This window comes from Sphingomonas floccifaciens (assembly GCF_042681125.1).
GTDB classification, from domain to species: domain Bacteria; phylum Pseudomonadota; class Alphaproteobacteria; order Sphingomonadales; family Sphingomonadaceae; genus Sphingomonas; species Sphingomonas floccifaciens.
Genome location: NZ_JBHUFC010000006.1, coordinates 58,738 through 82,497 on the forward strand (window position 1 = coordinate 58,738; position 23,760 = coordinate 82,497).

Genomic DNA, 23,760 nt, shown 5'->3' on the forward strand with positions numbered 1-23,760 from the left:
GTGTCTGGCTCATTCCCAGTCCAACGCCCCCTTCTTCCACGCGTAAACAAGGCCGAGTGCCAGTTCGCCGATGAAGATCATCATCGACGTCCAGGCGACCCAACCAAGATCGAACACCGTGACCGCCCAGGGGTAGATGAAGGCAGCTTCGAGATCGAAGATGATGAACAGGATCGCGACGAGATAGAAGCGCACGTCGAACTGGCTGCGCGAATCCTCGAACGCGGGGAAGCCGCATTCATATTCGGTCAGCTTTTCGGGTGTGGGCTTGTGCGCGCCGGTAAAGCGCGCGGCGATCATCGGCAGGACGACGAACGCCCCCGACAGGACGAGCGCGATCCCGAGGAACATCAGGATCGGCAGATATTGCGACAGATCGACCAAAATGCGCTCTCGCAGATGCGAACAAAAGGATGACGCGGGCTTTAGGCCCGGGGGTCCCGGGGGGCAAGGGTTTGCGGGCGTGAGAATGAATCGCAAAAAGGCGGGCAAACCTTCTCCGGAGAGAGAAGGATACCGCAGCTTCGTCGCGTCAGCGGCTTAGCGGAGGTTGGATGAGGCCGATTGGCGCTACCGAGAGCACGACACCCTCACCCAGCTCCGACTAGGCAGCAAGCTGCCAAGTCTGCGCAACCCTCTCCCACAGGGAGAGGGCAGAAGGGTTACCGCAGCGCGTTCGCGACCAGCTTGTGCAGGCGCGAGTGGAGCTGGTCGTTCGCTGCCAGCACTTCACCCTTCTCCACCGCGCGGTCGGTGCCGCGGAAGTCGGTGACGAAGCCGCCAGCTTCCTTCACCAGCAGCCAACCGGCGGCGACGTCCCAGGGCTTCAGACCGCTTTCCCAGAAAGCATCGTACCGCCCCGCCGCGACCCAGGCGAGGTCGAGCGCGGCCGAGCCGAAGCGGCGGATGCCGGCGACTTCGGGAGCGACCGCGCCGAAGATGCGGCTCCATTGCACGAAGTCGCCGTGGCCCAGGAACGGGATACCGGTCGCGACCAGCGAGTCGGCCAGATCACGCCGCGACGACACGCGCAGGCGATTGCCCTGAACCCACGCTCCGCGGCCCTTTTCGGCCCAGAAGCCCTCGTCGGTCAGCGGCTGATAGACCATGCCGTGGGTGATTCCGCCGATCGGATCGTCGACCGCGATCGAGATGGCGAAGTGCGGAATGCCGTGCAGAAAGTTGCTGGTGCCGTCCAAGGGATCGACGATCCAGCGCGGCTTCGAGGGATCACCGGCGATTTCGCCCCCCTCTTCCAGCAGCATGCCCCAGTCGGGACGCGCCTTGCGCAGTTCCTCGACGATCGTCTCTTCGGCCTGCTTGTCGGCCATCGACACGAAGTCCGCCGGCCCCTTGCGGCTGACCTGGAGGTTCTGGACCTCGCCGAAATCGCGGCGGAGACGCGGCGCGGCCTTGCGGACGGCGCGTTCCATGACGGTGATGAGGCCGGAATGGGAAACCATAATTCTCTTTCTAGCCCTCTCCCCTCTGGGAAGAGGGTTGGGAGAGGGGAAGGTGTCTCATAGAGACCGGCGCTTGCGGCACGGCCCCTCTCCCAACCCTCTCCCCGGCGGGGAGAGGGCCAAGAAGATCAGTCAGCGCGCCTCACATAGGTCTGCTCGTAGACGTCGACGACGATCTTCGTGCCGCTCGCGATATGCGGGGGCACCATCACGCGCACGCCGTTGTCGAGCACCGCGGGCTTGTAGCTGGACGAAGCCGTCTGACCCTTCACCACCGCGTCGGCCTCGACGATCGTCGCTTCGATCGTGTCGGGCAACTGCACCGAGATCGCTTCTTCGTCGTAAAGCTCCATCACCACGTCCATGCCGTCCTGCAGGAAGGCCGCCGCATCGCCAAGCAGGTCGCGCGGCAGGGTCGTCTGGTCGTAGGTTTCCTTGTCCATGAACACCAGATTGTCGCCCTCGGCGAACAGGAACTGGAAGTCCTTGGTGTCGAGCCGGATGCGCTCGACGCTCTCGGCGGAGCGGAAGCGGACGTTGTTCTTGCGGCCGTCGCGCAGGTTCTTGAGTTCAACCTGCATATACGCGCCGCCCTTGCCCGGCTGCGTGTGCTGGATCTTGACCGCGCGCCAGATGCCGCCTTCGTACTCGATGATATTGCCGGGACGGATGTCGACGCCGCTGATCTTCATTACCACGCCTATCGCTGAAAGCGCCATTCGGGCTGAGCTTGTCGAAGCCCTGTCCTTCTTCGCGGCGGCACGAAATGGCGGCACGAGGAAATGGGCAGCCCTTCGACAAGCTCAGGGCGAACGGCGTTAGGTTGAACGGCCCCCCTAACGATTGGCCCCGCGTCCGGCAAGCAGCGGATAGGGATTGACCGGCGTACCCTGATACCAGCGTTCTCCCGGCGCCATCCGCGCGACGCCGAAATGGAGGTGGTAATTGCCGGCGCCTGCATTGCCGGTGTCGCCGACGAAGCCGATATGTTGCCCGGCACCGACCCTCATCCCCTCGCGGACGTCCGCGGCATAGGCGGCGAGATGGGCGTAATAGTAACGCCACTTTCCGTCGCGCGAGCGGATGTAGATGGTGTGGCCGCCATCGCCACTGTCGAACAGCTTCTCGATCGTACCCGACGTCGCGGCGAGGACGGGCGTGCCGCCGGCCGTCATGATGTCGGTCCCCTCATGCGCCCGCGCGCCGTTCGCGCGGGATTGACCCCAGGTGTCGGTGATCTGGTCGGGTCGGACGCCCTGAACCGGGATGACCAGTCCCGACGGTGCGGTGGTGGGAGCTGAACCATCGGCGACCGCACGCTCGGGCGGTGCTTCTGCGCGCTCGACCCGGCCGGTGAAGCGGACCAGCGAGGCGATGGCAACGATCCCCATCACGACGAAAGCGAGCACGAACAGACCGAACCGCCGCACCCCTGCCCTGCCCCGCCGCATCGACGCCGCGGCGGGCGGCACCGACGCCGGCGCCTTCATGCCTGGAACACCGCCTTCATGCCCGGCTTCACCATCAAGGCCAGGCGTGCGGCGTCCCAGTTGGTCAGGCGGATGCAACCGTTGCTCTCGGTCAGGCCGATATTCTGCGGCTCGGGCGTGCCGTGGATGCCGTAATGCGGCTTCGACAGGTCGATCCACACTACGCCGACCGGATTGTTCGGCCCCGGCTGCACGACCGCTTCCTTGGCGCCGGGCTTCGATCCGGCGATCAGCTTCGGATCATATTTCCAGTCGGGATTGAACGCGGTGCCCTTGATCTCCCAGGTACCGAGCGGCAGCGGGAATTCGGCCGAGCCCATCGTCGCATTGAACTGCGCGACCAGCTTGTCGTCCTTGTCGAGCACGCGCAGCACGCCATCCGACTTGTCGACGACGATATGGTCGGCGGCCGCCTGCTTCGCATCGACGTTGAGCATCGCGACCGTCGTCCGCCACGTCGCGTCGCTGATGTCATAGGCGCGCGAGGTCGGCAGGGCATTGGGGACGACGATCTTCGTACCGGCGCGCAACTGCGTTTCCGGCGAGTTCAGCGCCACGAGCGTCGCGGGCGAGGTGTGGAACATCTCCGCCAGCTTTTCCAGCGGCGAGCGGTAGCCGAGCGTCGGCAGCTGCGACATATGCTCGTAGTCCTTGGGGATGGCTCCGAGGAACGGGCCGGCGAGCATCGCGGGCGTCAATGTGGCGAGCTTCATCGGGCGCCACTGGCGATAGGGATAGAGCGCGCGGAGCGTCGGCTGGTCGATCTCGCCCGTCTCCGGCAGGTCACGGCTTTCCTGGAACCCCTTCAGCGCCGCAGTCAATTGCTCGCTGCGCTTGCCGTCGAGCAGGCCAGGGGTGAAGCCCAGTTTGTCGAGGATGACCTGGACGTGCAGCACGCCTTCGTCGACCGCATTCGGCGCCGGCATCGTCGACCGTGCCGGCGGCGTCGCCTTGGTCGCTGGTGCGGCCTGAGCATCCGCCGGGGGCGTCACCGCCGTCTGCACAGCGACGGTGGTCAAGCCGAGACCGGCCAGAGCGACGAGAACGCGGTCCTTCATCGAATTTCCCCAAGTTACGCAATTACCTGGGTGAGAAACACGCGTGACGGTAAGATGTTTCCGCAGCCGTTACGACATGGCGTTGGCAAACGCCCGCACCGCCGCCGCCTCGTCGCCGCCCCACACGGCATTGCTGACCGCCAGGAAATCGGCACCGGCAACGACCAACGGCTTGGCGTTGGCCGGAGTAATCCCGCCGATCGCGACGCAGGGGATTTCGAACAGCGCGCCCCACCATGACAGGATCGAAGGCTCCGGCACATGCCGCGTCGTCTTGGTGGTGGTCGGATAGAAGGCGCCGAACGCGACATAGTCCGCCCCCGCTTCCCCCGCTTCCATCGCGAGATGGCGGCTGTCGTGACAGGTCACGCCGATCTGCGCGTTGGGGCCGAGCACGTCGCGCGCCTCCCGCGCATCGCCGTCCGACTGCCCCAGATGCACGCCGTCCGCTCCCAGCCTTTTGGCCAGGCTGATGCTGTCGTTGACGATGAAGGCGACGTCACGGTCGGCGCAGATGCGCTGAAGCGGCTCGGCCAGCTTCGCCGCCGCATGCTGGTCGACGTCCTTCACCCGAAACTGGAATGCCGCGACCGGCCCGGCATCGAGCGCACGGGCGAGGCGATCGGCAAAGCCGCCGGTCACGTCGAGCGGCGAAATGAGGTAAAGCTGGCACGGCCCCCGCCGCTCGTCGCGCTCGAAACGCTGGGCGAAACCGGGGTCGAGGGGGCCGAGAGGGTCCTGCATGTCGTCGATCATGCGGGCTGACTAGGCGAGAAGCGGTTTCTCGCCAAGTCGCAGTACGAAGGTTCGCTCGGGCATGCGATCCAGCGAGCAGCGTAATCCTCCCCGGCACGGGGAGGTGGCAGCGCGAAGTGCTGACGGAGGGGGCGGGCCGGACATACACCGTTCGCAGCGCGCCCCCTACCAGCGAGGCTGCGTTACGCCTCCGCCGACACCTTCTTCGTCGAGGCCGCATGGATCTCGTCGATCGCACCGCCGAGCGAGCGGTCGAAGTCGTCATCCGACATCGGTCCGCGCAGGTCTTCGAGCAGGGCGCGGCTGAAGCTGGCGATCATGCCGCGGTTCTTCGCGAGCTCGGCACACGCCTCGGGACGGGCATATCCGCCCGACAGCGCCACGACGCGCAGCACGCGCGGGTGATCGACGAGCGGATCGAAGGTGCCGGGCACCGCCGGGATCGACAGCTTCAGCATCACCTGCGGGCCGCTGACGTCGTCGTCGAGCGTCGCCAGGAGCTCGTCGCGCAGGATCAGGTCCGCCTGGGCGCGTTCCGGCGACTTGATGTTGATCTCGGGCTCCAGCATCGGCATCAGACCGGCCGCGATCACCTGTTCCGCGACCGCGAACTGCTGCGCAACGATCGCGGCAATGCCATCCTTGTTCGCAAGGTTGATGACCGAGCGCTCCTTGGTGCCGAATACGCCGAGCGACTTCGCGCGCGACAACAAGGCGTCGAGTTCAGGCATCGGCTTCATCAGCTGCACGCCGTTCGCCTCCTCCTCCAGACCCTTGTCGATCTTAATGAAGGGCACGACGCCGCGCTCGATCAGCGCTTGCGGCGCGGGCTTGCCGTCGACTTGGCCGTCCATCGTGCGCTCGAACAGGATCGCGCCGATCACCTTTTCGCCGGTGAAGCAGGGCGAGGTGATGATGCGGCTGCGCATCTGGTGGATCAGGTCGAACATCTCTTCGTCCGACCCCCAGGCCCCCTCTTCGATGCCATAGCCCTTCAGCGCCTTGGGCGTGGACCCACCCGACTGGTCGAGCGCGGCGATGAAGCCCTGGCCGTCGGCGATCTTGGCGGTCATCTCTTCGGTGTTCATACAGTCTCCTCGAAACATTGTTCTAGTTATTAATTCTATGCAGGACGCGGGTGGAGCGCGACAGCCCGCCAGAGCGACCGCCGCAGCGCGGACGCCGGCAGGCTGAGCCGGATAAAGCCCGGAACGATCGCGACAACCCCGGTTTCCGCGGCGACCGTCTCAATCAGGGGCAGCGGTCGTCCCCCAAGCTCTGCGAACGCCAGGTGCTCATCGCTGCTGGTCAGCAATGCGTGGCGGGGGTCCTCGATCACCAGCGCCTCGCCTTCCGCCCCCCTCACGCAGATCGCAGCCAACCAGAAGCAGCCCGGAGCGACAATGCGGTCGTCGCCTTCGACCGACCAGCCGCGCGTTCGCCACGCAAAGGGGCGCTCGGCGATATCGATGGTGTGACTATTCGCGAGATCGGCGATGGCCTGCTGAAGGACTTCCTCGCTGACCGCGGAAGCATCGAGGCCCAGCCGCGCGCGTAGCAGCGGCGTACCGAACAACCGTTGAAGCGTCATCTCACCCACGCGGCGCCACCAGATTGATCGCGATCGACGTCCGCGTGCCCTGCCCCGCATAGGGTCGTACCGCATGAAGCAGCCAGGACGGAAACAGCACGAACAGCCCGGTGCGGGGGCGTAGCCAGACTTCCTGGTTGTCGATCGTCCCGTCCGGGCGACGATGACGCAGTTCCGGTGCGGCCATTCGGACCGCCGGAAATCGCGGATCGAGAAAGCTCAACTCGCCCGCCACTGCTTTGTCGGACGATCCGGCATAGCCGTCGTCGACATAATAGACCGCCGACCAGACGCTGCCGGGATGCGCATGGGTTTGATTGGACGCGCCACGACGCGAAACATTGGCCCACATCTCGGGCACCCAATCGATCGGTCCGCCCGCGGTATATGCGTTGGCGCGGGCAGCGGCGTGGGCGACGAGCGCATCCGCCGCCGCTCCACCCCATGCGGTCATGGAGATGTCGGACTGCCAGCCATGAATGTTCGACTTGGCGACGCCTGCCACCGACGCTGCCTGCCGCGCGATCGCCGCCTTCAGCGCGGCATTGTGAAGCGGGGCACCGGGCCACATCTCCGCGAGCACGGGCGTCCAGAACAGGGTCTGGACGCTCGTGTCGCGCAGAAGCAGCGCGGGATCAGCCATGCAGCGCGGCGACGCCCGGCAGGTCCTTGCCCTCCATCCATTCCAAAAACGCGCCACCCGCGGTCGAGACGAAGGTGAAGTCGTCCGCCGCGCCGGCCTGATTCAGCGCGGCAACGGTGTCCCCGCCCCCGGCCACCGAGACGAGGCCGCCTTCCTTGGTCAGCGCCGCGGCGGTCTTGGCGAGGCTGACGGTCGCGGCGTCGAACGGCGGCGTCTCGAACGCGCCGAGCGGGCCGTTCCACACGAGCGTGCGGCAATTCTTCAGCACGTCGGCCAGTGCCTCGGTCGCGGCCGGGCCGACGTCGAGGATCATCTCGTCCGCCGCGACCTCGTGGACGTTCACCGTGCGCGTCGGCGGGTTCGCCCTGAATTCCTTCGCCACGACGACGTCATACGGCAGGTGGACGGTGCAGTTGGCTGCGTCGGCCGCGTCGAGGATCTCCTCCGCGGTGCCGGTCAGGTCGTGCTCGCACAGCGACTTGCCGACATCGACCCCGCGCGCGGCGAGGAAGGTGTTGGCCATGCCGCCGCCGATGATCAAATGGTCGACCTTGGTCACCATCTGGCGCAGCACGTCAAGCTTCGACGACACCTTCGCGCCGCCGACGACCGCGGCGACGGGATGCTCGGGGTTGCCAAGCGCCTTGTCGAGCGCGTCGAGTTCGGCCTCCATCGCGCGGCCGGCATAGGCGGGCAGGCGGCGGGCGACGCCTTCGGTCGAGGCGTGTGCGCGGTGCGCGGCCGAGAAGGCGTCGTTGACGTAGAGATCACCAAGCGCCGCGATACGCTCGATCATCTCCGCGTCGTTCTTTTCCTCGCCGGGGAAGAAGCGCGTGTTCTCCAGGATCGCGACATCGCCCGGATTCATCGTCGCGACGGCCTCAGGCGCGCCGTCCCAGTCGACGAACTGCACCGAGCGGCCGAGCACGTCCTGGTACGCGCTCGTGACCAGCGACAGGCTCATTTCCGGATTACGCTGGCCCTTGGGCCGACCGAAGTGCGCCAGAATCAGCACGATCGCGCCCTTGTCGGCGATTTCGGTCACGGTCGCCAGCGTCGCGCGCAACCGCGTGTCGTCGGTGACGCGGCCGTCGGCCATCGGCACGTTCAGATCCTCGCGGACCAGCACCCGCTTGCCCGCAATGTCACCGATGTCGTCGAGAGTCTTGAACGCACGCGTCATGCTTCGATCCTTATGTCGTCGCCGACGGCGATCTCGCCGCCGGTAATCACCATCGCGCAGGCTCCGCCGCGCCAGTCGGGAGTCAGCGCCGCGCGCAAGCCATCGGCCAGCGCCTCCATCCGTTCGCACGGATCGGTTTCGCGCGTGATTTCCAGAACCACATCCGCGCCGATGCGCAGCCGGACGCCCTTGGTCTGCGGCAGGTCGAGCCCGTCGACCAGCAGGTTCGCGCGGCGTTCCTGCCAGCCGATGCTATGCCCGACCTCCGCCATCGCCGCGTCCCAGTCGCCGCGTTCGATCAGGGTCACCTGGCGCTTGTAAGGCTTGCCCTTCATCGCGCCGCGGAAGTCGCCGGCGATGCCGGTCTCCGGGGTGACGCGGGCGTGGTCGATCACTTCCATCGGCGCCTTGGGACGCGCGTGGCGGGCGATGCCGAGGAGGGTGCCCACGCCGTTACCCATCCCCCCGTTCGTGCTGAGCGAAGTCGAAGCACGAGGCCAGGCCACGCCCTTCGACTTCGCTCAGGGCGAACGGAGGAAATGGGGAGGGCATCAGCCCAGCTTCGCCATCGCGCCGGCCGTATCGACCATGCGGTTCGAGAAGCCCCACTCATTGTCGTACCAGCTGACGACGCGCACGAGCTTGCCGTCGAGCACCGCGGTTTCCAGGCTGTCGACGGTCGACGATGCCGGCGTGTGAACGATGTCGATCGAAACCAGCGGCTCGTCCGAATAATAAAGCACGCCCTTCATCGGGCCGTCCGCGGCAGCCTTCAGCAGCGCGTTGACCTCTTCCTTGGTCGTGTCGCGCTTCGGCTGGAAGGTCAGGTCGACCAGGCTGCCGTCCGGCACGGGGACGCGGATCGCCGATCCGTCGAGCTTGCCCTTCAGTTCCGGCAGCACTTCACCGACCGCACGGGCAGCGCCCGTGGTCGTCGGGATCATCGACATGGCGGCGGCACGCGCGCGGCGCAGGTCCGGGTGGATCTGGTCGAGGATCTTCTGATCGTTGGTATAGGCGTGAACCGTGGTCATCAGGCCGCGCTCGATGCCGATCGCGTCGTTCAGCACCTTGGCGACCGGGGCCAGGCAGTTGGTCGTGCACGACGCGTTAGAGACGATCGTGTGGCCGGCCTCCAGCTTGTCATGGTTGACGCCATAGACGACGGTCAGGTCGACGCCCTTGGCCGGAGCCGAGATCAGCACCTTCTTGGCACCGGCATCGATGTGCTTCTGCGCGCTCTCGCGGTCGGTGAAGAAGCCGGTGCATTCCAGCACCAGATCGACGCCGTTTTCGCCGTGCGGCAGGTTCGCCGGATCACGCTCGGCGGTCACCTTGATGCGCTTGCCGTCGATGACCAGGTCGGTGCCCTCGGCGGTAACCTCGCCCGGATACTTGCCGTGCACGCTGTCGCGGCTGAACAGCCAGGCGTTCGACTTGGCGTCAGCCAGATCGTTGATCGTCACCAGCTCCAGCCCGCAGTCCGGACGCTCAAGGATCGCGCGCGCCACCAGACGGCCGATGCGGCCGAAGCCGTTGATTGCAACTTTCGTCATGTCATTCCCTCCATTCGTTTATCGTCATCCCGGACTTGATCCGGGATCCAGAGTCAAAAGCGACACCGCCTGTGGCTCTGGATCCCCGCTTTCGCGGGGATGACGAGTTAGCCTTGCAAAGCCGCCTTCACCTGCGGCGCGATCTTGGCCGCGGTCAGGCCGAAATAGTCGTAGAGCTTATCCGCCGACGCCGAGGCGCCGAAGCGGTCGATGCCGAAGCGCAGGCCCTGCACCATCGTATAGCGTTCCCAGCCGATCGTCGTACCGGCCTCGATCGAGACGCGCAGCACCTGCTCCGGCGCGACCGGCGGCAGCACGTCGTCGCGGTACGCGGCCGACTGCGCGTCGAAGCGCGACCAGCAGGGCATCGACACGACGTCCGCACCGATGCCGTCGGCTTCCAGCGCGTCGGCGACGTCCAGCGCGATCTCGACTTCGGAGCCGGTCGCGATCAGGATCACCCGACGCTCGGCGGTCGCCGCGCGCAGGCGGTAGCCGCCCTTGGCCGACAGGTTTTCCCCGCCGGCTTTGCGCACCTGGCGCAGGTTCTGCCGGGTGAGCGCGAGGAGCGACGGGCCGTCCTTGCGCGCGACCGCACAGGCCCAGGCCTCCGCCGTCTCGACCGAATCGCACGGCCGCCACACGTCGAGATTGGGGATCAGGCGCAGCGACGTGACATGCTCGACCGGCTGATGGGTCGGGCCATCCTCGCCCAGACCGATCGAATCGTGCGTCATCACGAAAATCGAGCGCGCCTGCTGGAGCGCCGCGAGACGGATCGCGGGCCGCGCATAGTCGGAAAAGACCAGGAAGGTGCCGCCATAGGGCACGATGCCGCCGTGCAGCGCCATGCCGTTCATCGCCGCGGCCATGCCGAATTCGCGGATGCCGTAGTGGACGTAGCGGCCCGAATAGTCGGACGCCGTCATCGCGGTCGCGGTCGACTTGGTCTGGGTGTTGTTCGACGGGGTCAGGTCGGCCGATCCGCCGACGAGCGCCGGATAGGCGGCGGTCAGCTTCTCCAGCACCAGTTCGCTCGACTTGCGCGTCGCGACCTTGGCGCCGCCGCGGGCGATGTCGTCGAGCGCGACCTTGGCGACCGCATCGAGGTCGAAGTCACCGGCCATACGCGCGGTGAATTCGGCACCGTTGCCGGCACTTTCCAAACGCGCCGTCCAGTCGGCATGCGGCACCGCCGCGACGCGTCCGGCCTCTGCCCAGGCGGCGCGGATATCGTCGGGAAGGACGAAGGGCTCGCTCTCCCACACCAGCGCGGCGCGGGTGGCGGCGACTTCGTCGGCACCCAGCGGCGAGCCGTGGACCTTGTGGCTGCCACCCTTGTTCGGGGCACCCTTGCCGATGATCGTGCGGCAGCGGACGAGCGTGGGCTTGCCCGTCTCGGCCAGCGCCTCGTCGAACGCGCGGGCGATGTCGGCGGTGTCGTGGCCGTCGCATTCGACCACATGCCATCCGGTCGCGCGATAGCGCGCGGGGATGTCCTCGCTGGTCGACAGGTCGGTCGATCCGTCGATCGTGATCTTGTTGTCATCCCACAGGACGATCAGGCGACCGAGGCCCAGGTGGCCGGCCAGACCGATCGCCTCATGGTTGACGCCTTCCATCAGGCAACCGTCGCCCGCGATTACCCAGGTGCGGTGATCGACCAGCGCGTCGCCGAACTCGGCGTTCAGATGCCGCTCGGCGATCGCCATGCCGACCGCCATCGCCACACCCTGCCCCAGCGGGCCGGTGGTGCATTCGATGCCGGGCAGCTCGAAATTCTCGGGATGGCCGGCGCAGGGGCTGCCCAGCTGGCGGAAGTTGGCGATGTCCTCGATCGTCGGACGGGCATAGCCCGTCAGGTGCAGCAGGCTGTAGATCAGCATCGACCCATGCCCCGCCGACAGCACGAAGCGGTCGCGGTCAGGCCAATGCGGATCGGTCGGATCATACTTCAGGTATTTGGTGAACAGCACGGTCGCCACATCGGCCATGCCCATCGGCATGCCGGGGTGGCCCGAGTTCGCGGCCTCCACCGCATCCATCGACAGCGCCCGGATGGCGTTGGCGAGCTGGGCGTCGGAGACAGCCATTCACATCTTCCCTGAAAAAATCCGGGCCGGAATCGCCCGTCGCGCGGAGCCTTTGCGCATCGTCACGGGTTCCCGTCAACCTCGCGGCCGGCCCCTGACCGCTTGCCCGCAGACGTAAAGGTGGTAATTCATACAGATGAACGAACAGGGGGCGGAGAGCGCGAGTGCGCGGATCGACCGGGCGTTGGCCCGTATCGAGGCGGCGGCGCAGCGGCTGGTCCGCGACCGCACCGATCTCGAACGGCGGCACGACGCGCTTCGCGATCAGGTGAGCGAGGCCATCGCCGCACTCGATTCGCTGATCGCGACCGAAGAGGATGACGACTGATGGCCGAGGTTCGCCTGACGATCGGCGGTCGTGCCCATATCGTGGCCTGTCGCGACGGCGGAGAGGCGGCGCTGGAGGCCCTCGGGCGCCGGCTCGACGCGCATGCTGCGACCGCGGCGCGCGCGGCGGGCGGCCAGGGTAGCGAGCGCACCATGCTCTATATCGCACTGATGCTGGCCGACGAACTTCAGGAGGCCGAGAATGCGCCGCCGCGCGACGGTGTTTCCCCGGTTTTGATCGATCGCATCGCCGATCGGCTGGAGCATGTCGCCGACACCCTTGAGCAAGCGGCTGCAAGCGCCTAAATACGTTCTCGGCGGGCACTGCCCGGTACGAGCCGAAAAATATCCCTGAGGCTATTCATCATCCTATGGGGGCTGTCCCTGCGCGGATCCTGGTCCGCAGTATATGGTCCCCACCTGACGTACCGTGCGTCAGAGGATATCCCGGCAAACGGCCACGGCGGTCCCGCCACCGCCGACGCGAAAGGTGCGGGTGCGTGAGCGACGAGAAGAACGCCCTCAGAGCCCATATGCGCGCCGAGCGCGACGCCTTTGCGATGGCGAGCGATGCCGTCGTCATGCCGCCGGCGGACTATCTCGATCGATTGGGGCCGGACGTCATCGTCGCCTCCTATGTGCCGCTGGGCAGCGAGGCGGACCCAACTGCCTTGGCCGCAGCGGCGCGGGCAGCGGGCGCTACGCTCGCCCTGCCCCATGTCGCCAGTCGTGACGGCGAGATGCGCTTCCTGGCTTGGACCGACAGCGATCCGCTGATGCCCGGCACCTTCGGCATCCGCCAGCCCGACGTGAACGCGCCGGAACTGCGCCCCGACATCGTCCTGACCCCGCTCGTCGCGTTCGACGATGCACTTAACCGGCTGGGCCAGGGCGCGGGATTCTACGATCGCGCCTTTGCCCGGCTGCCGGATGCGTGGCGGCTGGGTATCGCCTGGTCGGTGCAGCAGTTGCTGATGATCGATTGCGATCCCTGGGACGTACCGCTCCACGCCGTCGTCACCGAACGCGGGATGGTGCGGTGACGCCTAGCTGGCGCAAGCCGGCGGGAGCGCTCGGCATCCTGGCGTGGATCGCGTTCTGGGTGGTGCTGATCGCGAGCTTCTCGCAGATCATTGGTGCGTGGCCGATCCTGATCCAGACGATCGTCTATTGTGTGGCGGGGATCGTATGGATCCTGCCGTTGAAGCCGGTGCTGCTGTGGATGGAAACCGGACGCTGGCGGGTGCCGCGGGACTGAGCGTGTTGCGGTGATGGCCATGCCACCGGCCCGTTCGAGCTGAGCGAAGTCGAAGCACCGTTCTTCGTTCCGCGAACGCGAACCTATGGGCTCACTCGTGCCGATAACCCGTTCGCCCTGAGCTTGTCGAAGGGCTGTACTTCTTCCAGTCCTGCATCGCCCGAAACACGAAGGACGGTGCTTCGACTTCGCTCAGCACGAACGGATTGTTGAGGCGACGGGACACGGATAATCGCGCCGCGGCAAAGCCGCATCGTCGGTCGGGGCAGCGCCCCGCCGGCCGAGCTTGTCGATGTGGACTGCGCTGTCGCGCAGTCTCTCATCGACTGCGCTATGGCGCGAGTGACGGGGCTCGAACCCGCGACCTCCGGCGTGACAGGCCGGCGCTCTAACCAACTGAGCTACACCCGCTCTCTAGCGAGGAGGCGGCTGTTACGGTGCCGACTCCGACCCGTCAACAGATTCGCGCAACTTTTTTACCCACCCCTTAAGAAACTTCGTCGCGCCGCTCCGTTCGCATCCGCAATTCGCCCGGATCATGGACCAGCGTGCCGTGCTCGAACAGGAAGCCGGCGATGTCCGGGCGCCCTGCTGCGTCGAGGATCGTCTGGATGATGATGAGTAGCGGCACCGCCAGCAACGCGCCGGGCGTCCCCCAGACCCAGCCCCAGAAGCTGAGCGAGATGAGGATGAGGATCGGATTGATGGTCAGCCGATGCCCGACGATCAGCGGCGTGATCGCATTCGCCTCGATCAGGTGCGCACCGACCATGATTGCCGCGGGCACCAGCGCCAGCCAGATGTCGTTGAACGTCATCAGCCCGCCTAGCGCCAGCAACGCCGCCGCCAGGATCGGCCCGAGATACGGAATATAGTTTAGCAGCGCGACGAGCCCGCCCCACATCAGCGGCGTCGGCATGTCGATCGCCCACAGGCCACCGGCAACGACCAGACCCAGGCAGATGTTGATGATCGTGATCGTGCCCAGATAGGCCGACGTATCGTCGACCACCTGCTGGATCACCCGCGCGGTCGCCATCGCGCCGCCGAAGCTGGTCCGCCGTGTGATCGCCGCGCGCCGCGTCCGCGTCCAGCCGGCCAGGAAGAAGTAGATGACGAGGACGGCGTAGAACATCTCGATGAAGGCCGACGGCGCCGAGGTCGCGAACAGTTCGACGATCGAGCGCGGCGGGGCGACGGGCGCGACCTGCTGGCGCTGCGGTGCCGCGGCCATCTGGCGCAGCGTCTTGTTCACGAACCGCTCCAGATTCGAATAGAGGTCGATGAGCGGGGACAGGTTGTGCTGGATCTGGTCGATCCGCTCCGGAAGGATCCGCACCCACTGCCATGCAGGGACGACGATTGACGCGAGCGCGGCGTTGACCACCGCGAGGAACAACAGCACGCAGAGCAGCGCCGACAGCCCCGACGGCATCCGGTGCCGCTCCATCCACTCCAGCATCGGCACCATCGCGATGGCGATGACGATCGCGGCCGTGGTCGGCAGGAAGAAGCTCGACCCCGCTTGCAGGGCGAAGGGGATCGCGATGACCAGTCCGACACCGGCGATCAGCGTCAGTCCGGCGAGCAGACGGTCGCGGCGCAGCACCTCGATATGCGTATCGTCGCTGGTCGTCGGCTGGGGCGCGTCTGGCACATCTCTCTCCCAAGTACGACGCCGGTGTAGCGCCATTCCCTGCCCCTGTAATCCCGATTAGGATGGCGGCATGGGAGAGATATTGCTCGTCATCGACGCCGGAACGACATCGACCCGCGCGATGCTGTTCGCCCGCGACGGCCGTTGCCTGGGATCGCAAGCTGCCGACCTGACCCAATCCTACCCCGCCCCGGGCCGGGTCGAGCATGACGCGGCCGAGATCTGGACGAAGACGCGCGACTGCACCGCGGCGATGGTCGAGCAAGCCGGCGGGGCGGACCGCATCGCCGCAATCGGCATCACCAACCAGCGCGAGACGGTCGTCTTCTGGGACCGGACGAACGGCGAGCCACTGGCCCCTGCGATCGTCTGGCAGGATCGACGCACCGCCGACACCTGCCGCCGGCTGAAGGACGCCGGCGAGGAACCGGGTGTCCAGGCGCGGACCGGACTGCTGCTTGATCCTTATTTCTCGGCGACCAAGATCGCCTGGGCGTTGCGCGATTGGCCACAGGTCCGCGCGGCGGGGGATCGGCTGGCGGTGGGCACGGTCGAGAGCTGGCTGGTGTGGAAGCTCACGGGCGGCGCGCATGTAACGGACGCGACCAACGCCTCGCGCACGCTATTGATGGGGCTCGGCAGCGGGCAGTGGGACGATGGCCTGCTCGCCCTGTTCAACGTACCCCGCGGCGTGCTTCCCGAGATCGTCGACAGCGCGGGCGAGGTCGGGCGGACCAGCGCGTTCGGCGGCTCCATCCCCATCTGCGGCCTCTCGGGGGACCAGCAGGCGGCGACGGTCGGACAGGCCTGTCTGGAACCCGGCGCGACCAAGGCGACGTTCGGGACGGGTGCTTTCGTGCTCACCCAATATGGCGACCGCGTGCCGGCGTCACGCAACCGGCTGCTCGCGACCGTTGCCTGGCAGATCGCGGGCAAGCGCGCCTATGCGCTGGAAGGATCGGTGTTCGTCGCCGGCAGCCTGATGCAATGGCTGCGCGATTCGGTCGGGCTGCTCGATGCGGCTGGCGACAGCGAGGCGCTGGCGAGGAGCGTGCCCGACAATGGCGGCGTGTATCTGGTGCCCGCACTCGCAGGTCTCGGCGCGCCGTGGTGGCAGCCGGAGGCGCGCGCGAACCTCACCGGGCTGAGCTTCGGCGCGACGCGGGCTCATATCGTGCGGGCGGCGCTGGAGGCGATGGCGCACCAGGCCCATGATTTGAAGCGCGCCTTCGCCGCGGACGGGGCGGACTGGAGCCTGCTCAGGATCGACGGCGGCATGGTCGCGAACGACTGGATGGCCCAGGACCTCGCCGATGTGCTCGCGATCCCCGTCGAGCGGCGGGGGTTCATCGAGACGACCGCGCTGGGTGCGGCGATGCTGGCCGGGGTCGGCTGCGGGATGTTCGCATCGCTGGCGGAGGCGGCGGGGATGCGCGGGGCGGTCGAATGTTTCGACCCGGCGATGGATGAGATGACGCGCGGTAAGCGGCTGACGGGATGGGCGGAGGCGGTGCGGCGGACGTTGATGAACTGAACCACGCCCCTCCCCGTTCGTGCTGAGCTTGTCGAAGCACCGTTCTTCGTGCCGCAAAGGTATAGCGGGTGTATCGGAGAACGGCCCTTCGACTACCTCAAGACGAACGGAGGATGGGTTCGGGTTTGGGTAGCCAAGGGATTCGCGCTGACCGAGGTTAATCGGCCGGGGCACTTATCCCACCCTGTCGCATTGATCGGCCCATGCAGACACCCGCTTTCGAAGACTCCCACCCCCTCGCCCTCGACTTTCAGACCGCCGTCCGCGACCCCGCCTTTCCCTGCGTCGGCGCGAAGTCGGCGCTGTCGCGCGGCAACATGCGCTTTCTCGTGGCCCGCAGCATCACCTCGGCGTGGGACGATCTGCGCGTCCACGCCGCCATCCGCGCGTTCGTAGCCGACTATCGCGCCGACCCGACGCTGTTCCGATCGTTCATCCTGCTGTTCGAGGACGATGGCGCGCTCGACGAAACCGGCTTCGAATCAGCGATGTGGGACCGGCTGCAATCGCTGTCGGACAAGGACGAATGGCTGGGACAGGAGCCGGACCCGCGCGTCAGCGACGACCCGGACGATCCGCATTTCTCGCTGAGCTTCGCCGGCGAAGGCTTTTTCGTCGTCGGACTCCACCCCAACGCCAGTCGCCCCGCCCGTCGCTTTCCGCGGCCGGCGCTCGTCTTCAACCTGCACGACCAGTTCGAGCGGCTGCGTGCTGAGGGCAAGTACGAGAAGCTGCGCACGTCGATCATCGACCGGGACGTCGCGCTGGCGGGGTCGGTCAACCCGATGCTCGCGCGCCACGGCACGCTATCGGAAGCGCGGCAGTATAGCGGTCGCGCGGTCGACGAGAGCTGGCGCTGCCCCTTCTCCGGACGGAGGAACTTCAGCGATGCGGCATGAGATCGCCCCGCGTTCGGGCGCGGGCTTCGAACTGCGCGAGGGGCAGACGCTGACGGTCTACGACCCGCGCGGGGAGCAGGTCGCAGATCTGCTGGCCTATGCAAAGGCCGACCTGCGCGAGGTCATCTCGTCGGGACGAACGCTCGATTACGCCAGCCGGCTGTTCCTGACGACCGGCGACCCGCTCTATTCGAACCGGTCGAACGTGATGCTGGAGATCGTGGAGGACACGGTCGGCCGCCACGACTTCCTGCTGACGCCGTGCAGCAAGGACACGTTCCGCATCATCTATGGCGACACCGATCCGCACCGCGGATGCTTCGGCAATCTGGCGGCGGCGCTCGAGCCCTGGGGGATCGCGGCCGACAGCATCCCGACAGCGTTCAACTGTTTCATGAATGTCGGTGTCGACGGCGAAACCGGCGCGATCACCGTCGACCCGCCCAAGAGCCGGGCGGGCGACCGCATCGCGTTCGTCGCAAGGATGGACCTGATCATCGGGCTGACGGCGTGTTCGGCGCTGCAATCGAACAACGGCAGTTTCAAGCCGATCGAATATGAAGTGACGGATTGAGTTCATCGAGCATACAGGTCTCCTGACGCTTGTTACGCCTTCATAACGAAGGCTTGCCATGCTTCAGATCGCTTTTGCTCTGGCACTGCAACTCGTGCCTACAAGCACCAAACCCCTGACCACCGTCGGGCATCGCGGGCCGGAGTATCCGTATCGCAAGCCGATCTCGCCGGTTTCTCGCGTCGCTTACTGGACCGCGCTTCAGGCTCAGTGTGAGCGGCGGCGCAAGCGGGCATGCCCGATGGCTGCGCCCGATCTCGTCATGGTCGAGGCAGACAAACCGAGCGACCGGGATTCCGATGCTGGTAGAAAGCGCCGCTAACTGGAGAACACGGGGGGGCTATACCGGCCGCCCCGGACGACTGCCCTGCGCCATTCAACCTACGTCGAACAGCGCCTTCAACTCATTCTTTAAGATCTTCCCGTTCGCATTGCGCGGAAGCACAGTGTCGGAGAAGCGGATCGCGACCGGCACCTTGAACCCGGCCAGCCGCTGGCGGACGAAGTCCTGCAACTCCGCCTCGCTCGCCTGCGCGTCCGGGGCCAGATGCACGACGGCCGCTGGTTCCTCGCCCAGCGTGCGATGCGGGATGCCGACGATGGCGGCGTCGGTGACGCCGGGATAGGCGTAGAGGACGTTCTCGACCTCGATCGAATAGATGTTCTCGCCGCCGCGGATGACGATGTCCTTGGCGCGGTCGACGATGTAGCAGAAGCCTTCGTCATCGACGCGGGCGAGGTCGCCGGTGCGGACCCAGCCGTCGACGAAGGTTTCGGCGGTGGCCTCGGGCTTGTTCCAATAGCCCTTCACGATCATCGGCCCACTGGCCCAGAGTTCGCCGACCTCGCCGACCGGGAGCTCACGGTCACCCTCGACGCTCATGATCTTGATATCGGCGACGGCAACGGGCGGGCCGCAGCTGTCCGGGCGGTTGATATAGTCCTCGCCGCCATGCTGGGTCACGGTCGCCATCGTCTCGGTCATGCCCCAGCCGTTGGCGGGCAGCGCACCGAATTCGGCATGGATGCGCTTGACGAGTTCGGGCGCGGACGGCGCGCCGCCATAGGCGATGAGTTCGAGGCTGGAGAGGTCGTAGTTGGCGCGGTCGGGATGCTCCAGCAGCTGCCACGCGATCGTCGGGACGCCGCCCGTCACGTTCACCCGCTCGCGCTCGATGATCGCCAGCGCCTCGGTCGCGTCCCATTTGCGCATGAAGACGAGCGTCGAACCCGACACCAACGTCCCCATCATCGACGCCGAACAGGCGGTGACGTGGAACAGGGGGATGACCATCAACCACGTCTTCGGCGTCGGCTCCGCCGGCATCTCGCCGCGACGCAACGATACGCGTGCCTGGACATAGCCCGACGACAGGATGTTGGTGACGAGATTGCGGTGCGTGCCGAGCGCACCCTTCGGTGCCCCGGTCGTGCCGCTGGTGTAAAAGATCGTCGCGTCGTCGTCCGGTTCGATCGGCACTTGCGGGAACGGAATGTCCGCCAGCGTGGCCCATGAGGTCGCCGGGCCGATGAGGTCGTCGAGCGCCGACGCCTTGCCGGTCAGCGCATCGCGTGGCCGGGCAACCAGAACATGCTCCAGATCGGGAAGCGTTCCATAGGTATCGGTCAGCCGCGCATGACGCTCGCAATCGACAATCAGCACCTTCGCCCCCGAATCGGTCAGGCCGTATTCGAGTTCGCCGCCGGTCCACCACGCGTTGAGCGGCACGCAGATCGCGCCCAGCGAAACGATCGCGAAGAAAGCGACCGGCCATTCGGGCAGGTTGCGCATGGTCAAGGCAACACGATCGCCCTTCCCCACACCCATCGCGGCCAGCTTCGTCGCCAGATGGGCGACGGCCCGGACGGCGGCATCGAAGCTGACGCGCTCGTCCTGATAGATCAGGAACGGCCGGTCGCCGTGGCTGCGCGCGAACTGGATCAGCAGCGCGAGGTTCGGCGGCGCGTTCTTCCAGACCCGCGTCGGCACGCCGCGGATGTCGACGGTCTCCATCTCGAACTTCTGGCCCGGCGCACAGAGCGCGGCCTGGACCTGCGCCAGCGACATCTTCGGCCAAGACGGATCGAGCGGGATCAGCGGTTCGTCGGGCACGGGCTTCCTCTCGTCACTAGAAGATCGGGTTTGCTCGTCCCGATGCTGTTTGTGCCAAGGTTAGTGTTGATTTGCGCGCGGCTCAAGGGATAGAAGCAGGGGCAAGACGCCGAACCGGCGATGAAGCGTTTCGAATGAGAGGTATGTCACGGCGATGGAGCTGGCGCGGGCAGAGGATCATGGCTTCGACCCCGACCGGCTGCGCGCGATCGACGCGTTCCTGGCCGAGCGCTATGTCGATTCGGGGCGCTTCGCGAACACCCAGCTGCTGATCGGCCGCGACGACGCGATCGTCCACTTCGCCTCCAACGGCGCCGCGCGCGAGGTCGGGTCGGCACCGGTCGATGAGCGCACGATCTATCGCATCGCCAGCATGACCAAGCCGGTGACGTCGGTCGCGTTCATGCAACTGGTCGAGGAGGGCCGCGTCGCGCTTGAGACTTCGGTGCATCACATCCTTCCCGAGCTGAAGGGTGTCGGGGTCTATGCCGGCGGCGGCGGGGATACCGCGTTCACGACGAACCCGACGGCCGAGCCGATGCGGATGGTCGACCTGCTGCGGCACACTGCGGGTCTGACCTATGGTTTCCAGGAGCGCACGCCGGTTGATGCCGCCTATCGCGCCGGCAAGATCGAGAACTGGCACGGTAATCTGGATCTCGACGGCTTCGTCGCGGCACTCGGCGAACTGCCGCTGGAATTCTCGCCGGGCGAGGCGTGGAATTATTCGGTCGCGACCGATGTGCTCGGCCTCGTCGTCCAGCGCATCGCGGGCAAGCCGCTCGGCGATGTGTTCCGCGAGCGCATCTTTACGCCACTCGGCATGACCGACACCGGCTTTACCGTGCCGGCGAGCGAAACCGATCGCCTGCCCGACTGCTATGCCTTCGTACCCGGCAAGGGCCGCGTAATGTATGATCGTGGTGCAGAGTCGGCCTGGAGTCATGCGCCGCGGCTCGTGTCCGGGGGCGGCGGTCTGGTATCGACTTCGCTCGACTACCACCGTTTCTGCCGGATGCTGCTTGGCAAGGGCACGCTGGACGGTGCGCGCATCCTGTCGCGCAAGACGGTCGAGCTAATGACGATCAACCACCTGCCCGGCGGTCGCGATCTTGCCAGCATGAGCCGGTCGATGTTTTCGGAAGCGACCAATGCCGGCGTGGGCTTCGGCCTCGGCTTTGCAGTCACGACCAATGTCGCGCCGACGCTCGTGCCGGGGTCGGTCGGCGAATATTATTGGGGCGGCATGTTCTCGACCGCCTTCTTCATCGATCCGGTCGAGCGGATCATCATGATCTTCATGACGCAGATGACGCCCAGCAGCACCTATCCGGTGCGGCGGGAACTGAAGACGCTGATTTATTCGGCTTTGACCTAGCCACCAGTGCTCCCGCGAAAGCGGGAGCCTAGAGCCACAAACCGCCGCCATCGCGGCCCTGGGCTCCCGCCTTCGCGGGAGCACGAAGGAGAGAAAAGTGACCGACCCGATCACCACCCGCAAGGACGGCGACGTCCTGATCATCACCTCGAACAACCCGCCGGTGAACGCGTTGGGCGCCGCGGTCCGCCAGGGCCTCGACCGCGCGGTCAAGGAAGGCCTGGCCGACGACAGCGTGAAGGCGATGGTCATCACGTGCGAGGGCAAGACCTTCTTCGCCGGCGCCGACATCACCGAATTCGGCAAGCCCATGCAGGAGCCGGGCCTGCCGACGCTGGTCGACAGCATCGAGGCATCGGACAAGCCCATCGTCGCCGCGATCCATGGGACGGCGCTGGGCGGCGGCTGCGAGGTTGCGCTGGCGTGCCACTATCGCATCGCCGTCCCGTCGGCGAAGCTCGGCCTGCCGGAAGTGAAGCTCGGCATCCTGCCCGGCGCCGGCGGCACCCAGCGCCTCCCGCGCGTGGCTGGCGTCGAGTTCGCGCTGGAACTGGCGACCAAGGGGGATCCCGTCCCCGCCGCCAAGGCGCAGGCCGCCGGGCTGGTCGATCGTCTGGCCGGCGAAGACAGCCTGGCGGCCGACGCGATCGCCTATGCGCGCGAGGTCGCAGATGCCCGCCCCCTGCCCCGCGCCAGCGAGAAGCCGGTGAGCGTGGAGCCGGGCGTATTCGACGCCTTCCGCAAGACCAACGCCAAGCGCTTCCGCGGCTATGACGCCCCGGCCGAGATCATCTCGGTCATCGAGGAAACCGCGTCGCTGCCTTATGCCGAGGGCGTGCAGCGCGAGCGCAACGGCTTCATGAAGCTGATCATGGGCGTCCAGTCCGCCGCCCAGCGCCACATCTTCTTCGCCGAACGCAAGGCATCGAAGATCGACGGCGTCGCCGAGGACGTGCAGTTGCGCCCGATCAAGCGCGTCGGCGTGATTGGTGCCGGCACGATGGGCGGCGGCATCAGCATGAATTTTCTTTCGGCCGGCATTCCGGTGACGATCGTCGAGATGCAGCAGGAGGCGCTCGACCGCGGTACCGGCACGATCCGCAAGAACTATGAAGCGACCGCCGCCAAGGGCCGGATGAAGCCCGAGCAGGTCGAACAGGCGATGGGCCTGCTGACGCCGACGCTGAAGATGGAAGACCTCGCCGACTGCGATCTCGTGATCGAGGCGGTGTACGAGGAAATGGGGGTGAAGAACGACATCTTCACCAAGCTGGACGGCATCTGCAAGCCGGGCGCGATCCTGGCGTCGAACACCAGCTATCTCGACATCAACGAGATCGCCAGCGTCACCGGCCGGCCGCAGGATGTGCTGGGCCTGCACTTCTTCTCGCCCGCCAACGTCATGAAATTGTTGGAAGTCGTGCGCGGCGACAAGACCGCGGACGACGTGCTGGCGACCGCGATGGCGCTGGCCAAGAAGATCCGCAAGGTCGCTGTGGTGGCGGGCGTCTGCTACGGCTTCATCGGCAACCGCATGCTGATGCCGCGTCAGGTCGAGGCGATGAAGCTGCTCCACGAAGGCGCGACGCCCGAACAGGTCGACCGCGTCCATGTCGAGTTCGGCATGCCGATGGGACCGTTCCAGATGAGCGACCTGGCCGGCGTCGACATCGGCTGGCACCGCGATCCGACCCGCATCGAGAACATCCGCGACGCACTCGCCGCAGAGGGGCGGTGGGGGCAGAAGAAGAGCGCCGGCTTCTACGATTACGACGAGAACCGCCGCCCCTCGAACTCCCCGCGCGTGGCTGAGATCATCGAGGACTTCCGCAAGAAGACCGGTACGCCGCAACACGAGATCACCGACGAGGAGATCGTCGAGCGCACGCTCTACACGATGGTCAACGAAGGTGCGCTCATCCTGGAGGAAGGCAAGGCGCAGCGCGCGTCGGACATCGATGTCGTGTGGATCTACGGCTACGGCTGGCCCCCGTATCGCGGCGGGCCGATGTTCTGGGCGGACACGGTCGGGCTGAAGACGATCGTCGCGGGGCTGGAAAAGCACGGCTTCCCGGTCGCCAAACTGCTCCGCGACAAGGCGGAGAAGGGCGAGCGGTTCAACTAAACTAAAAATCCTCCCCGCTCGCGGGGAGGGAGACCATGCGCAGCATGGTGGAGGGGGCTCGC

General features: G+C 66.4%; 25 protein-coding genes and 1 tRNA gene. 10 read left to right on the plus strand and 16 right to left on the minus strand.

The features are described from left to right. Positions 1 to 9: 9 nt before the first annotated feature. The 13 genes from ACFSC3_RS13805 to tkt form a co-directional block, all read right to left on the minus strand. Positions 10 to 384: an NADH-quinone oxidoreductase subunit A gene (locus ACFSC3_RS13805; protein WP_380941021.1), complete on the minus strand. Its 375-nt coding sequence runs from the start codon at positions 382 to 384 to the stop codon at positions 10 to 12. Positions 385 to 662: 278 nt separating this feature from the next. Beyond that, positions 663 to 1,463 carry an inositol monophosphatase family protein gene (locus ACFSC3_RS13810; protein WP_380941022.1) on the minus strand — a complete coding sequence of 267 codons (801 nt, stop codon included), beginning with the start codon at positions 1,461 to 1,463 and terminating at the stop codon, positions 663 to 665. Between the two features lie 128 nt (positions 1,464 to 1,591). Continuing rightward, positions 1,592 to 2,155 carry an elongation factor P gene (efp, locus tag ACFSC3_RS13815; protein ID WP_380941023.1) on the minus strand — a complete coding sequence of 188 codons (564 nt, stop codon included), beginning with the start codon at positions 2,153 to 2,155 and terminating at the stop codon, positions 1,592 to 1,594. Between the two features lie 144 nt (positions 2,156 to 2,299). Then, positions 2,300 to 2,953 carry a M23 family metallopeptidase gene (locus tag ACFSC3_RS13820; RefSeq protein WP_380941024.1) on the minus strand — a complete coding sequence of 218 codons (654 nt, stop codon included), beginning with the start codon at positions 2,951 to 2,953 and terminating at the stop codon, positions 2,300 to 2,302. After that, positions 2,950 to 4,011 carry a L,D-transpeptidase family protein gene (locus ACFSC3_RS13825; RefSeq protein ID WP_380941025.1) on the minus strand — a complete coding sequence of 354 codons (1,062 nt, stop codon included), beginning with the start codon at positions 4,009 to 4,011 and terminating at the stop codon, positions 2,950 to 2,952. Before ACFSC3_RS13825 ends, ACFSC3_RS13820 begins: the two co-directional genes overlap by 4 nt. Positions 4,012 to 4,080: 69 nt before the next feature. Continuing rightward, a complete protein-coding gene (gene thiE, locus ACFSC3_RS13830) occupies positions 4,081 to 4,767 on the minus strand; it encodes a thiamine phosphate synthase (protein ID WP_380941026.1) in 687 nt (228 codons plus the stop codon). Positions 4,768 to 4,949: 182 nt separating this feature from the next. Further along, complete coding sequence (locus tag ACFSC3_RS13835) at positions 4,950 to 5,855, minus strand: fructose bisphosphate aldolase (protein ID WP_380941027.1); 906 nt, start codon at positions 5,853 to 5,855, stop codon at positions 4,950 to 4,952. A 35-nt stretch (positions 5,856 to 5,890) separates the two neighbouring features. After that, entirely contained in the window at positions 5,891 to 6,367 is a 477-nt protein-coding gene (locus ACFSC3_RS13840; protein ID WP_380941028.1) for a hypothetical protein, read from the minus strand. Next, positions 6,360 to 7,001: a 2OG-Fe(II) oxygenase family protein gene (locus ACFSC3_RS13845; protein ID WP_380941029.1), complete on the minus strand. Its 642-nt coding sequence runs from the start codon at positions 6,999 to 7,001 to the stop codon at positions 6,360 to 6,362. The genes ACFSC3_RS13840 and ACFSC3_RS13845 overlap by 8 nt, the downstream gene beginning before the upstream one ends. After that, positions 6,994 to 8,184, minus strand: coding sequence for a phosphoglycerate kinase (locus ACFSC3_RS13850; RefSeq protein ID WP_380941030.1), 1,191 nt, complete (start codon positions 8,182 to 8,184; stop codon positions 6,994 to 6,996). Before ACFSC3_RS13850 ends, ACFSC3_RS13845 begins: the two co-directional genes overlap by 8 nt. Next, on the minus strand, positions 8,181 to 8,633 hold the full coding sequence (locus tag ACFSC3_RS13855; protein ID WP_380941031.1) for an MOSC domain-containing protein: 453 nt from the start codon (positions 8,631 to 8,633) through the stop codon (positions 8,181 to 8,183). Before ACFSC3_RS13855 ends, ACFSC3_RS13850 begins: the two co-directional genes overlap by 4 nt. Positions 8,634 to 8,735: 102 nt before the next feature. After that, positions 8,736 to 9,740 (minus strand): type I glyceraldehyde-3-phosphate dehydrogenase, encoded by a 1,005-nt coding sequence (gene gap / locus ACFSC3_RS13860; protein ID WP_380941032.1) that lies wholly within the window; start codon positions 9,738 to 9,740, stop codon positions 8,736 to 8,738. 107 nt (positions 9,741 to 9,847) lie between these two features. Next, on the minus strand, positions 9,848 to 11,833 hold the full coding sequence (gene tkt / locus ACFSC3_RS13865) for a transketolase (RefSeq protein ID WP_380941033.1): 1,986 nt from the start codon (positions 11,831 to 11,833) through the stop codon (positions 9,848 to 9,850). Between the two features lie 136 nt (positions 11,834 to 11,969). Here tkt and ACFSC3_RS13870 point away from each other — a divergent pair, with 136 nt between their 5' ends. From ACFSC3_RS13870 to ACFSC3_RS13885, 4 genes are all read left to right on the plus strand, one after another. Then, the gene (locus ACFSC3_RS13870; RefSeq protein WP_380941034.1) at positions 11,970 to 12,161 is read left to right on the plus strand and encodes a hypothetical protein; all 192 of its coding nucleotides are present in this window, start codon (positions 11,970 to 11,972) and stop codon (positions 12,159 to 12,161) included. Next, positions 12,161 to 12,466: a cell division protein ZapA gene (locus ACFSC3_RS13875; RefSeq protein WP_380941035.1), complete on the plus strand. Its 306-nt coding sequence runs from the start codon at positions 12,161 to 12,163 to the stop codon at positions 12,464 to 12,466. Before ACFSC3_RS13870 ends, ACFSC3_RS13875 begins: the two co-directional genes overlap by 1 nt. A gap of 194 nt (positions 12,467 to 12,660) precedes the next feature. Continuing rightward, the gene (locus ACFSC3_RS13880) at positions 12,661 to 13,203 is read left to right on the plus strand and encodes a 5-formyltetrahydrofolate cyclo-ligase (protein WP_380941036.1); all 543 of its coding nucleotides are present in this window, start codon (positions 12,661 to 12,663) and stop codon (positions 13,201 to 13,203) included. Then, the gene (locus tag ACFSC3_RS13885) at positions 13,200 to 13,418 is read left to right on the plus strand and encodes a DUF2842 domain-containing protein (protein ID WP_380941037.1); all 219 of its coding nucleotides are present in this window, start codon (positions 13,200 to 13,202) and stop codon (positions 13,416 to 13,418) included. Before ACFSC3_RS13880 ends, ACFSC3_RS13885 begins: the two co-directional genes overlap by 4 nt. A gap of 334 nt (positions 13,419 to 13,752) precedes the next feature. Here the strand turns inward: ACFSC3_RS13885 and ACFSC3_RS13890 are convergent. After that, positions 13,753 to 13,829 (minus strand) — tRNA-Asp (locus tag ACFSC3_RS13890). A gap of 76 nt (positions 13,830 to 13,905) precedes the next feature. Further along, positions 13,906 to 15,075, minus strand: coding sequence for an AI-2E family transporter (locus ACFSC3_RS13895; RefSeq protein ID WP_380941038.1), 1,170 nt, complete (start codon positions 15,073 to 15,075; stop codon positions 13,906 to 13,908). A 70-nt stretch (positions 15,076 to 15,145) separates the two neighbouring features. On the opposite strand from ACFSC3_RS13895, the gene ACFSC3_RS13900 reads away from it, so the two are divergent. From ACFSC3_RS13900 to ACFSC3_RS13915, 4 genes are all read left to right on the plus strand, one after another. Beyond that, the gene (locus ACFSC3_RS13900) at positions 15,146 to 16,609 is read left to right on the plus strand and encodes an FGGY family carbohydrate kinase (protein WP_380941039.1); all 1,464 of its coding nucleotides are present in this window, start codon (positions 15,146 to 15,148) and stop codon (positions 16,607 to 16,609) included. A 203-nt stretch (positions 16,610 to 16,812) separates the two neighbouring features. Further along, on the plus strand, positions 16,813 to 17,508 hold the full coding sequence (gene gntA, locus ACFSC3_RS13905) for a guanitoxin biosynthesis heme-dependent pre-guanitoxin N-hydroxylase GntA (protein ID WP_380941040.1): 696 nt from the start codon (positions 16,813 to 16,815) through the stop codon (positions 17,506 to 17,508). After that, positions 17,498 to 18,082 (plus strand): DUF1989 domain-containing protein, encoded by a 585-nt coding sequence (locus ACFSC3_RS13910; protein WP_380941041.1) that lies wholly within the window; start codon positions 17,498 to 17,500, stop codon positions 18,080 to 18,082. The genes gntA and ACFSC3_RS13910 overlap by 11 nt, the downstream gene beginning before the upstream one ends. A 58-nt stretch (positions 18,083 to 18,140) precedes the next feature. Continuing rightward, complete coding sequence (locus tag ACFSC3_RS13915; protein WP_380941042.1) at positions 18,141 to 18,404, plus strand: hypothetical protein; 264 nt, start codon at positions 18,141 to 18,143, stop codon at positions 18,402 to 18,404. 54 nt (positions 18,405 to 18,458) lie between these two features. Here the strand turns inward: ACFSC3_RS13915 and ACFSC3_RS13920 are convergent, their stop codons facing one another. Next, positions 18,459 to 20,150: a class I adenylate-forming enzyme family protein gene (locus ACFSC3_RS13920; protein ID WP_380941467.1), complete on the minus strand. Its 1,692-nt coding sequence runs from the start codon at positions 20,148 to 20,150 to the stop codon at positions 18,459 to 18,461. Positions 20,151 to 20,349: 199 nt separating this feature from the next. On the opposite strand from ACFSC3_RS13920, the gene ACFSC3_RS13925 reads away from it, so the two are divergent. Together ACFSC3_RS13925 and ACFSC3_RS13930 are read left to right on the plus strand one after the other, a co-directional pair. Next, the gene (locus ACFSC3_RS13925; protein ID WP_380941043.1) at positions 20,350 to 21,573 is read left to right on the plus strand and encodes a serine hydrolase domain-containing protein; all 1,224 of its coding nucleotides are present in this window, start codon (positions 20,350 to 20,352) and stop codon (positions 21,571 to 21,573) included. Positions 21,574 to 21,670: 97 nt separating this feature from the next. Then, positions 21,671 to 23,698 carry a 3-hydroxyacyl-CoA dehydrogenase NAD-binding domain-containing protein gene (locus ACFSC3_RS13930; protein WP_380941044.1) on the plus strand — a complete coding sequence of 676 codons (2,028 nt, stop codon included), beginning with the start codon at positions 21,671 to 21,673 and terminating at the stop codon, positions 23,696 to 23,698. Positions 23,699 to 23,760 lie beyond the last annotated feature (62 nt).